This window comes from [Actinomadura] parvosata subsp. kistnae (assembly GCF_900323885.1).
In the GTDB taxonomy this organism is placed as follows: Bacteria; Actinomycetota; Actinomycetes; order Streptosporangiales; family Streptosporangiaceae; genus Nonomuraea; species Nonomuraea composti.
The window spans coordinates 18,119-28,802 of record NZ_OOHJ01000011.1 but is presented as its reverse complement, the minus strand read 5'-3'; the positions used below and the strand labels follow the sequence as shown (position 1 = coordinate 28,802).

Genomic DNA, 10,684 nt, shown 5'->3' with positions numbered 1-10,684 from the left:
ATCACGGGGGCGTTTCAGAAGGTCAGGCGTAGAGGAAGTAGTAGCGGTACCGTCCCTCCCACTGGCACGAGTAGTCGTCCCACCAGCCCTGGGTGATGCCGTAGGCTCCGATCCGCTCGCACTCCGAGTGGTCTCTGAAGACACCGGCCAGCCGTTCGGCGTGGGCGGGGGCGGCGCCGATCGTGAGCGAGACTCCGGCGACCATGACGGCCGAGACGAGAACAGCGCGTAACTTTCGCATTCGTCCTCCTGCGACGGGGGCGATCTTGAGGCTGGACAATATCACTCACAGCGCGCCAGGAGAATTGTCACGACGAGAGTCGGAACTTTTCTCGCCGTAATCGCAAGGAAATCTTTGACCATCGTCCGGTGCGTGTCATATCGTCTCCCCGCCCATATCGATGTGAGCCGCGGCACCCGAAGCAGGTCGCCGGCGCTGAAGTCGGCGTGCGGATCGCGGCTGCCCCGGCACCGGAGGGGCGCGGACGGCCGCCGGGAGAGCGGTGAGCATCCGACCAACCGGAGTCGCACCATGCAAGCTCGAATTCCCAGGGCCGTGATCGTCGGCATGGCGATGACCGTGCTGGCCGCCTTAGGCGTGTCGGCCGCTTCCGTGCCGCCGGCGCACGCCGCGCAGGTGATCACCGATATCGCGTACGCGCCGGCGCAACCGTCCGGCAGCAAGGGGCACCTTCTGGACCTCTACCTGCCGTCCACCGGCATCACGCCCCGGCCACTGCTGATCTGGCACAGCGGCTCGGCGTGGACGAGTGACAACGGCAAGGAGGGCGCCGACGAGATCGCGGCCGTCTTCAACCCGCTGGGCTTCGCGGTGGCGGGCGTCAGCGTCCGCTCCAGCGGCCAGGCGACGTTCCCGGCCCAGGTGCACGACATCAAGGGGGCCATCCGCTGGCTGCGGGCGAACGCGGCCACGTACCAGCTCGACCCGAACCGCTTCGCCATCATGGGGGACTCCTCGGGCGGCTGGCTGACGGAGATGGCCACCTTCTCCGGCGGCGTCACGGCGCTGGAGGGCACCGTCGGCACCACGGGCGTCTCCAGCAACGTGCAGGTGGGGCTCGCCTTCTACAGCCCGACCGACTTCCTGCAGATGAACGCGCAGAACCTGCCGACCGGCGGCCTGGACCACAACTCGCCCGCCTCCCCGGAGTCGCTGCTGGTCGGCTGCCCGATCCAGACCTGCCCGGACAAGGTGGCGCAGGCCAACCCGATGACCTACGTGGATGCCAACGACCCGCCGCTGCTGTTCCTGCACGGCCAGGCCGACTTCCTGGTGCCGCACGGGCAGAGCGTCCTGCTCTACAACCGGATCAAGGCGCAGTGCGGCACCGGCACGTTCGTCTCGGTGCCCGGCGCGGACCACATGAAGGTCCAGATCATGGATCCCGCCCACTACGGTACGGAGACCGTCCGCACCACCACCGGCTGCGGCGAGACCGTCGGGACCGGCACGCTCAACGCCACCTGGGCGAACTTCGCGACGTTCCTGCGCGGCGGGCTCAAGCTGGGCACCTCCTGCGAGGTCACCTACAGCACCGGCGTCTGGAACGGCGCCTTCAACGGCAGTGTGGTCATCAGGAACACCGGCACGACCCCCATCAGCGGCTGGACCGTGACGTGGACCTGGTCGGGCAACCAGCAGATCACCAGCGCCTGGAACGCCACCGTGACGCAGACCGGCGCCCAGGTGGTGGCGCGCGACGCCGGCCACAACTCCTACATCGGCCCCGGTTCCAGCCAGAGTCTCGGCTTCTCGGCGACCGCCACCGGGACGAACGACATCCCGGCCCAGTTCAAGGTCAACAACCTCGCCTGCACGAGGGTGCCCGCCTGACCCGCCCCCCCGCGCACCGCCCCCCGCGCACCGCCCCCCGAATTGCATTCGGAAAAGGCGGTGCGCGGAACCGGAAACGCGTATTTCCTAAATACGCCACGGTCTGTCAAATGCCGCTCACGGAATGTCGCGGCGCAATTTATGGACGCTCTTATTGCCTCCGCCGACAGGCCGCCCCTATCCTTGCCTGGGACGGCCCGCCGGGCTTATTCAGCAGCATTTCTCATTGTCGTCCGGCCGGGTGTCCCCGGCATTTCCCGGAGCCCGAAATATTTCGGATGAGCCGCCTTACCATGCCCGAAGACCGTTGTCCGGGATCGTCGACGAGTTAGGGGACGTGTGCGTACATCCAACATGTTCGTCAGGAGCCTGGGCGTCCATGTGCCCGAGAGCGTGAGCGTCGAGCAGGCCGTCGCGAAAGGCTGGTACCCGGCCGAAGAGGCCGAGCGGTTCCAGCAGCTCGGCGCGGCCGTGGCCGGTGACATGCCGGCGCCCGAGATGGCGCGCCTGGCCGTCCTCGACGCCTACGACCGCTGGGGCGAGTCCTCCCCGCGCGACCTCGACCTGCTGCTCTACCCGTCGGTCTGGCACCAGGGCCCGAACGGCTGGCAGCCCCAGCACTACCTGCAGCAGCACCTCCTCGGCGGCGGCGTACCGGCGTTCGAGATCCGCAGCGGCTGCGTGGGCATGATCAGCTCGCTGGAGCTGGCGGCCAGCTACCTGAACAGCGACGCGCGCCGCCGCACCGCCATGGTCGTCTCCTCCGACAACCACGGCACCCCGCTGGTGGACCGCTGGCGGATGACCCCCGGCGCGCTGATCGGCGACGCCGCCGCCGCGCTCGTCCTCGGCAAGGACTACGGCCTGGCCGAGCTGCTGTCGGTGAACGTGACGGTCATCCCCGAGGCCGACGCGGTCAACGACGGCGCCTACCCCCTGTTCCCGCCGGACGCCACCGTCGGCAGGGGGCTGAGCTTCGGCGACCGGCACGAGGAGTTCCGGCAGCGGCTGCTCAAGGCGCAGGGCACCGGGATCCACCTGACGATCCAGAAGACGATGATGCAGCAGGTCGAGCAGACCCTGGACGAGGCCGGGATCGGCCTCGGCGACATCACCCGCGTGGCGTTCCCGCACGGCCGCCGCGAGGACCTGGAGGGGCAGATGTCCTGGCTCGGCATCGACGAGGAGCAGACGACCTGGGACTACGGCCGGCGCGTCGGCCACTGCGGCGCGGTCGACCAGTTCATCGCCTTCGAGCACCTGCTCGCGACCGGCGGCCTCGTCCCCGGCGACCACCTGCTCATGGTCGGGTTCGGCTCCGGCACCTCGGTCGCCGCGGCGGCGTTCAGGATCCTCGCCACCGCCCCCGTCACGGAAGGATCACCCGCATGACCGAGCTGACGCAGCGGCTCGTCGCCTTCATCCAGGACAACCTCGTCCTGGACGGCGACGACATCAAGGTCGACGAGACGACCCCGCTCCTCGTCTCCGGCCTGCTCGACTCCCTGCGCACGGCGCGGCTGCTGAACTTCCTGCGCAAGGACGTCGGCGTGCCCGTCCCCGCCGCCAAGCTCGACCCGGAGAACTTCAAGGACGTCGCGACCATCGTGGCGATGGTCCGCGAGCTCGAATCCGTCTGAGCCGGGAGCACACGTTCATGCGGTACGCGGACACCTACATCAGCGGCGTCGGCACCTTCGTGCCCCGGACGATCGTCAGCGTCGAGAAGGCCGTCGCGAAGGGCTGGTACCCGGCCGAGGACGCCGAGCTGCACAACCTGGCGGGAGCGGCGGTGGCCGGCGAGACGCCCGCGCCGGAGATGGCCCTGCACGCGGCGCGCGCCGCACTCAAACGCGCCGGGCGCGCGCCCGGCGACCTCGACCTCCTCCTGTACGCCTCCACCTGGCACCAGGGGCCCGACGGCTGGCCCCCGCACTCCTACCTGCAACGCCACCTCGTCGGCGGGAACGTCCTGGCCACCGAGATCCGGCAGGGCTGCAACGGCATGTTCATCGCCCTGGAGCTGGCCGCCGGCCACCTGAGCAGCGCGCCCGGCAAGCAGGCCGCGCTGCTGGTCGCCGCCGACAACTACGGCACCCCGCTCATGGACCGCTGGCGGATGGGCCCCGGCTACGTCGGCGGGGACGCCGCCGCCGCGCTCGTCCTCACCAGGGACCAGGGCTTCGCGCGCCTGCTGTCGGTCCGCACGACGACCGTCGCCGAGGCGGAAGAGCTGCACCGGGGCAGCGAGCCGCTGTTCCCGCCGGGCGTCACGGTCGGCCGGCGGATGAGCTTCACGGCCCGCAACGAGCAGTTCCGCCGCGACGTCATGCCGTCGGGCGACGCCACCGCGGCCCTGTTCCACATCCAGCGGGCGCTGGTCGAGGTCGTCGAGGGCCTGCTGGACGAGAGCGGGATCACCGCCGCCGACCTGACCAGGGTGGCGTTCATGAACTACTCGGAGGAGATCGTCGAGCAGCGCTGCATGGCCCTGCTCGACCTGCCGATGTCCCGCTCGACGTGGGACTACGGCCGCACCATCGGCCACTGCGGCGCATCCGACCAGGTCCTCTCCCTCGACCACCTGCTCGCCACCGGGCAGCTCCGCCCCGGCGACCACCTGCTGATGCTCGGCACCGGGCCGGGCGTGACCGTGTCCGGCGCCGTCATCACGATCACCGACACTCCCCAGTGGATCTGAAGCGAAGGGACGACGAACGCACATGCGCGCAGCCCGGGTGGAACCGATGGCGGTCATCGGCATCGGATGCCGCCTGCCCGGCGACGTCCACACCCCCGACGAGTTCTGGGACCTGCTGTGCGCGGGCCGCAACACCACCGGCCCGCTGCCGGACGGCCGCTGGCGGGCGTACGAGGAACGCAGCCCCGAGGACGCCGCCGCGCTGCGCGGCGCCGTGCGGCACGGCAGCTTCCTGAGCGACATCGAGGGCTTCGACGCCGAGTTCTTCGGCCTGTCGCCCCGCGAGGCCGAGCTGATGGACCCCCAGCAGCGCATCCTCATGGAGACCGCGTGGCAGGCGCTGGAGCACGCCGGCCTGCCGCCGCACGAGCTGGCCGGCACCGACGCCGGCGTGTTCGTCGGGGTCTGCACCGCCGACTACGGCGGCCGCCTCCTGGAGGACCTGCCCCAGATCGAGGCGTGGACCGGCATCGGCGCCGCCACCTGCGCCGTCGCCAACCGCATCTCCTACTCCCTCGACCTGCGCGGCCCCAGCATGGCGATCGACACCGCCTGCTCGGCGTCGCTGGTCGCGCTGCACCTGGCCGCGCAGAGCCTGCGGCTCGGCGAGAGCGACGTCGCCCTCGCCGGCGGCGTCAACCTGCTGGTCACCCCCGGCCAGACCCTCACCCTCGGTACGGCCGGAGCCCTCGCCCCCGACGGCCGGTCCAAGTCGTTCGACGCGGCGGCCGACGGCTACGGGCGCGGCGAGGGCTGCGGCGTGGTCGTGCTCAAGCGGCTGTCCGACGCGCGGCGTGACGGCGACCGCGTCCTCGCGCTCGTCATCGGCAGCGCCGTCAACCAGGACGGGCACACCAACGGCATCATGGCCCCGTGCGGCGAGGCCCAGGAGCACGTCATGGCCAGGGCGTGCCGCCAGGCGGGCATCGAGCCGGGCACCGTCGACTACGTCGAGGCGCACGGCACCGGCACCAGGCTCGGCGACCCGCTGGAGGCGGGCGCCCTGTCCCGCGTGTACGGCGCGCCGCGGCCCCCCGGCGACCCGTGCCTCATCGGCTCGGTCAAGTCGAACATCGGCCACCTCGAAGGCGCCGCCGGCATCGCCGGCGTCATCAAGGCGGTGCTCGCCCTGCACCGCGGCGAGATCCCGCCGAGCGTACTCACCACCCTGAACCCGGCCGTCGAGTGGGAGACCTCCGGCCTGCGCGTGCTGACCGAGCGGTCGCCCTGGCCCGCGCGTGAGCATCCGCGCCGGGCGGGCGTGTCCAGCTTCGGGTACGGCGGCACGGTCGCGCACATCGTGCTGGAGCAGGCCCCTCCCGCCCAGGACGCGCCCCGGGGAGAGGAGGCGGGGGAGCGGCTGTTCCCGCTGTCGGCCGCCTCCGAACAGGCGTTGCGGGATTACGCCGGCAGACTTGCCGACGACGTCGCCCAGGGGCTCGACCTGGCCTCGGTGGGCCACACGCTGGCGTTGCGCCGCACCCACCTGCCCCGCCGCGCCGTCGTCGCCGCGGCCGGCCGGGACGACCTGGTCGCCCACCTGCGCCGGCTCGCCCAGGACGCCCCGCGGAAGCCGTCGTCACCGGCGGCGTCCTGCCCGACCCCGGCCCCGGGCCGGTCTGGGTCTTCTCCGGGCAGGGCTGCCAGTGGCGGGGCATGGGGCGGGAGCTGCTGGCCGAGCCGGAGTTCGCGGCCCTGGTGGACGAGGTGGAGCCGATCTTCGCCGCGGAGATCGGCTTCTCACCCCGCCAGGTCCTGACCGACGGGGACCTCGGCACGATCGACCGCGTCCAGACCATGATCTTCGTGATGCAGCTCGGCCTCGCCAGGCTGTGGAGCGCTTACGGGGTCACCCCGGTCGCCGTCATCGGCCACTCCGTCGGCGAGCTCGCCGCGGCGGTGACGGCCGGCGCGATGAGCGTCGCCGACGGCGCCCGCCTCATCTGCCGCCGCTCCAAGCTGCTGCGGCAGGCCGAGGGCAAGGGCGCCATGGTGATGGCCGGCCTGTCCTTCGAGGAGGCGGCCGAGCGGCTGGCCGGGCGCAGCGACCTGGTGGCCGCGATCGCGTCGGCGCCCGGCTCCACCGTGCTGTCCGGCGACGTCGCCGCCGTCGAGGAGGTCGTGAACGACTGGCCGGCCGAGGGCATCATGGTGCGCCGGGTCGCCTCCGACGTCGCCTTCCACAGCCCGCAAATGGAGCCGCTGGCCGCCGAACTGGCCGCCGCCACCGCCGACCTCGCGCTCGGCGCGCCGCGCCTGCCCATGTACACGACCGCGCTGCCCGACCCCCGCTCGACGCCCGTCCTGGACGGCGCGTACTGGGCGGCGAACCTGCGCGACCCGGTGCGGCTCGCCGCGGCGACCACCGCCGCGGCGCAGGACGGCCACCGCGTGTTCCTGGAGATCTCCCCGCACCCCGTGGTCGCGCACTCCCTCACCGAGACGCTGTCCGAGCACGGGTTCGAGGACGTGTTCGTCGGCACGACCCTGCGCCGCAACCAGCCCGAGCGCGCCACGTTCGCGATCGCCGTCGGCACCGCACACTGCCACGGCGTCACGGTGGACTGGAGCCGGCTCCAGCCGCACGGCGGCCTGGCCGACCTGCCCCCGTACGCCTGGCAGCACCGCCGCCACTGGCGCGAGCTGCCGACCGGCGACGGCAACCGCGGGCACGACGTGCGCTCCCACACCCTGCTCGGCGCCGTGACCGCCCTCGCCGGCAGCCGCACCAGGGCGTGGCGGACCAGCCTGGAGGACGCCAACCGGCCCTACCCTGGCAGCCACGCGCTCAACGGGGTCGAGATCGTGCCCGCCGCCGTCCTCGTCAACACGTTCCTGCGCGCGGCCGGGGAGGAGGGCGAGGACGTCACGCTCACCGGCGTCGAGATGACGCACCCGCTGATGACGGCGGAACGCCGGCAGATCCAGGTCGTGCACGAGCCCCCGGCGGTGCGGCTCGCCGCCCGCACCCCCGCCGCGCCCGGCGAGCCGGAGCCCGCCTGGCTGGTGCACGCCACCACGGACGTGGCCGCGCCCCGCCAGGTCAAGCCCGACGTGCTGCCGGACGCCCCCGGGCTCGCCCCCCTCGACCCCGGGTACGTGCACCGGCGGCTGGACGCCGTCGGCGTGCCCTCGACGGGCTTCGACTGGACGATCGAGACCCTGCTCGGCGGGGACGGCGCGCTGCGCGCCACCGTCCACACCGTCGCCGCCGGGGAGCCGGGGAGCTGGGCGCCGGCGCTGGACGCGGCGATGTCCGTGGCGCCCTGCGTGTTCCCCGGCGAGCCGGTGCTGCGCATGGTCGTGCACATCGGCGAGGTGGTGCTGACCGGGACGCCGCCCTCCACCGTGGTCGTCGACGCCGCCGTGGACCCGGCCGCCCCCGACACCGTACGGGCGCTGCTGGCCGACGTGGACGGCCGCGTCGTGGGGCACCTGACCGGGCTGCGCTACCCGGTCATCGACGCGCCCGCCCCCGACGAGGAGGAGCGGCGCGGGCCGGTGGGCGCGTTCGCCGGCCTGACGCCCGCCGACGTACGCGACCGCGTCCTGCCCGAGGTCCGCGCGGAGATCGCGGCCGTGATGCGGCTGGACCCCGGCGACCTGGCCGTCCGGCGCCCGCTGGTCGAGCAGGGGCTCGACTCCGTGATGACCGTCATGGTGCGGCGCCGCCTGGACAAGCGCTTCGGCTGCCGCCTGCCCGCGACCCTGCTGTGGCAGCAGCCCACCATCCTGGCGATCGCGGAGCACCTGGGGGACCTGCTCGCCGGGGTGACGGCGGAGCCCGAGCCCGCGATCGGCGGGTGACGTCCCTGCAACGAGATCCGGCCGCCCGGCGATCACCTGAAGGGGCGCACCACTGGCGCGAGGACGGCCACCGTCCGACGATGGTGGCCACCGCGTACGGAAGGTGATCGCGTGACCCAGCCTGCAACGGTGACCGGCCCGGGGCGGACTCCCGCGTGGCGCTACGCCATCGGCATGTTCGGCACCTCGATCCCGATCAACATGATCAAAGGGTCGATGATCCTCTACTACGTCGACATCCTCGGGCTCGACGTCCGCGCGTACGGCGCCGTCATGGTGATCTACGCGATCATCGACGCCCTCGACAACCCGCTGCTCGGCCACCTGTCCGACCGCACCCGCACCCGGTTCGGCCGGCGCCGCCCCTGGCTGCTCGTCGGCGCGCCGATGCTGTCGGCCTGCATGATCGCGTTCTTCTCCGCGCCGGCGTCGCTCGAAGGCGCCGGCCTGGTGCTGTGGTTCGCGGTGTTCGCGATCCTGTGCGAGGCTTTCGACTCGATGCTGAACGCGAACTACGGCGCGCTGCTGCCCGAGCTGTACCCGCGCGAGCGTGACCGCGCCGTCGCCAACAGCCTGCGCCAGGGCTTCCAGCTCGTCGCCCTCGTGATCTCCCTCGCCGTCACCCCGCTGCTCACCACCGAGGTCTTCGGCACCGAACGCTCCACCCAGGGCTTCCAGACCACCGCGATCGTCTACGGCGCCGTCGCGCTCGCCGTGATCGTGTTCATGGCGCTCAGCGCGCGCGAGCGACCCCGCTACGCCACCCGCGAGCGGCCCCGGCTGCTGCCCAGCATCTGGTCGATCGTGCGCAACCCCCTGTTCTGGACGGTCGGGCTCACCGGCGCCTGCTACGGCATCGCCATGGCACTCGTGCTGTCCGGCATCCAGCTCTACGTGCGCTACGCGCTCGGCCTCCCCGTCGTGAACGCCCTCTACCTCCAGGGCGTCGTCATCCTCGTCTCGGCCGCCGGCCTCGTGGCCTGGACGCGCGTCGTCGCCCGCCGCGGCGCCCTGTGGACGTGGCGGATCGCCTTCGCCGTCCTCGCGGTCAGCTTCGCCAGCCTGTTCCTCGCCACCGACCTGGCCACCGGCATCGCCGCCGGCGTGCTCGTCGGCGCCGGCTGGTCGGGCATGCTCGCCACCAACGACCTCATCGTCGCCCGGGTCCTGGACGTGGACGCGACCCGCAACGGCGAGCACCGGGAAGGGCTCTTCCTGTCCGCGTTCGGCTTCTTCTCCCGCCTCAACGGCGTCGTGACCGGCCTCGCGCTCACCTCGCTCGGCCTGCTGTTCGGCTACAACTCGGGCACCGACCCCGGCGCCGATCCCGGGCTGGCGTTCCGCGTGTACCTGTGCGGCTACCCGTTCGTGCTGACGGCGATCGGCGCGATCGCGGCCCGCCTCATCACGGTGCCCATCGAGACCCCGCCCGAGGCCGCCGAACCGGCCGGCGGGAGCGCGGCGGAGCGTCCCCGATGAGCCGCCGGCTCGTGATCACCGCCGACGACCTCGGCAGGGAGCCGGGCACGACCGAGGTCATCGTCGCCCTGCTCGCCGAAGGGCACATCTCCGCCACGACGCTCATCTGCGTCTCCCCGGAAGCGGAGCGGGCCGCCGGCCAGGTGCGCCACACGGGCGTCGTATCACGGCTGCACGTGACGCTCACCAGCGAGGGCGGCCTGCCGCGCTGGCGTCCCCTCACCACCGGAGCCACCCTCACCGACCCCGACGGGACGCTCACCGACGACCCGTTCGTGCTCGGCGCCCGTGGCACGGCCGCGGACGTCATCGCGGAGGCCGACGCGCAGCTCCGCTGGATGCGCGCGCACGACCTGACCCCCGAGGCGGCCGACTCCCACGCCGGCACCCTGTACGGCCTGCACGGCAGATCGTGGCTGGCCGAGACGCTCGGCTGGTGCGCCCGCCACGGCCTGGCCTTCCGCCTGCCCCGCGACCCCGAGCCGTACTTCGGCGGCCCGCTCCCGCCCCCGCTCGCCGCCGCCCACGAACGCGCCGTCGCGCACGCCGACGCCCTCGGCGTGCCCATCCCGCACACGATCGCGACCAACCGGCGCACCGCCCGCGACCTCGGCGGCTACGAACGGCTGCGCGACGACTACCTCCGCCGCCTCGCCGCCCTGCCCGAGGGCACCAGCGAGCTGTTCCTCCACCCGTCCCGCGCGGACGCCGTCACGGGACCCGACGGGATCGTACGGACGTGGGAGACGCGGCTGCTGCGCGACCCCGTCTGGCACAAGGCCCTCGACAGCGAGGACATCGAGGTCGTCGCGGGCTGGTGGCACTGACCAGGGCGCCGAGCC

General features: G+C 72.7%; 9 protein-coding genes. 8 read left to right on the top strand and 1 reads right to left on the bottom strand.

What is annotated here, in order from left to right; genetic code table 11:
* Positions 1–22: 22 nt before the first annotated feature.
* Complete coding sequence (locus KIS93_RS10745) at positions 23–241, bottom strand: hypothetical protein (RefSeq protein WP_080039919.1); 219 nt, start codon at positions 239–241, stop codon at positions 23–25.
* A 291-nt stretch (positions 242–532) separates the two neighbouring features.
* Between KIS93_RS10745 and KIS93_RS10740 the strand changes: the two genes are divergently transcribed.
* From KIS93_RS10740 to KIS93_RS10710, 8 genes are all read left to right on the top strand, one after another.
* Positions 533–1,855, top strand: a complete 1,323-nt coding sequence (locus KIS93_RS10740) for a cellulose binding domain-containing protein (protein WP_080039918.1) — start codon at positions 533–535, stop codon at positions 1,853–1,855.
* Positions 1,856–2,194: 339 nt separating this feature from the next.
* A complete protein-coding gene (locus tag KIS93_RS10735; protein WP_230466284.1) occupies positions 2,195–3,247 on the top strand; it encodes a ketoacyl-ACP synthase III family protein in 1,053 nt (350 codons plus the stop codon).
* Positions 3,244–3,495: a phosphopantetheine-binding protein gene (locus tag KIS93_RS10730; protein WP_080039916.1), complete on the top strand. Its 252-nt coding sequence runs from the start codon at positions 3,244–3,246 to the stop codon at positions 3,493–3,495. Before KIS93_RS10735 ends, KIS93_RS10730 begins: the two co-directional genes overlap by 4 nt.
* A gap of 17 nt (positions 3,496–3,512) precedes the next feature.
* Positions 3,513–4,556, top strand: a complete 1,044-nt coding sequence (locus KIS93_RS10725; protein ID WP_080039915.1) for a ketoacyl-ACP synthase III family protein — start codon at positions 3,513–3,515, stop codon at positions 4,554–4,556.
* A 46-nt stretch (positions 4,557–4,602) separates the two neighbouring features.
* Positions 4,603–6,315, top strand: coding sequence for a type I polyketide synthase (locus tag KIS93_RS64965; RefSeq protein ID WP_246005250.1), 1,713 nt, complete (start codon positions 4,603–4,605; stop codon positions 6,313–6,315).
* Positions 6,213–8,363 carry an acyltransferase domain-containing protein gene (locus tag KIS93_RS64960; protein WP_246005249.1) on the top strand — a complete coding sequence of 717 codons (2,151 nt, stop codon included), beginning with the start codon at positions 6,213–6,215 and terminating at the stop codon, positions 8,361–8,363. Before KIS93_RS64965 ends, KIS93_RS64960 begins: the two co-directional genes overlap by 103 nt.
* 111 nt (positions 8,364–8,474) lie before the next feature.
* The gene (locus KIS93_RS10715) at positions 8,475–9,842 is read left to right on the top strand and encodes an MFS transporter (RefSeq protein WP_080039913.1); all 1,368 of its coding nucleotides are present in this window, start codon (positions 8,475–8,477) and stop codon (positions 9,840–9,842) included.
* Entirely contained in the window at positions 9,839–10,669 is an 831-nt protein-coding gene (locus tag KIS93_RS10710; protein WP_080039912.1) for a carbohydrate deacetylase, read from the top strand. The genes KIS93_RS10715 and KIS93_RS10710 overlap by 4 nt, the downstream gene beginning before the upstream one ends.
* Positions 10,670–10,684 lie beyond the last annotated feature (15 nt).

What these genes read in the sequence shown, in the direction of transcription:
- KIS93_RS10745 (WP_080039919.1), bottom strand. Translation starts at nt 241, where the DNA reads ATGCGAAAGTTACGCGCTGTTCTCGTCTCGGCCGTCATGGTCGCCGGA.
- KIS93_RS10740 (WP_080039918.1), top strand. Translation starts at nt 533, where the DNA reads ATGCAAGCTCGAATTCCCAGGGCCGTGATCGTCGGCATGGCGATGACC.
- KIS93_RS10730 (WP_080039916.1), top strand. Translation starts at nt 3,244, where the DNA reads ATGACCGAGCTGACGCAGCGGCTCGTCGCCTTCATCCAGGACAACCTC.
- KIS93_RS10725 (WP_080039915.1), top strand. Translation starts at nt 3,513, where the DNA reads ATGCGGTACGCGGACACCTACATCAGCGGCGTCGGCACCTTCGTGCCC.
- KIS93_RS64965 (WP_246005250.1), top strand. Translation starts at nt 4,603, where the DNA reads ATGGCGGTCATCGGCATCGGATGCCGCCTGCCCGGCGACGTCCACACC.
- KIS93_RS64960 (WP_246005249.1), top strand. Translation starts at nt 6,213, where the DNA reads ATGGGGCGGGAGCTGCTGGCCGAGCCGGAGTTCGCGGCCCTGGTGGAC.
- KIS93_RS10710 (WP_080039912.1), top strand. Translation starts at nt 9,839, where the DNA reads ATGAGCCGCCGGCTCGTGATCACCGCCGACGACCTCGGCAGGGAGCCG.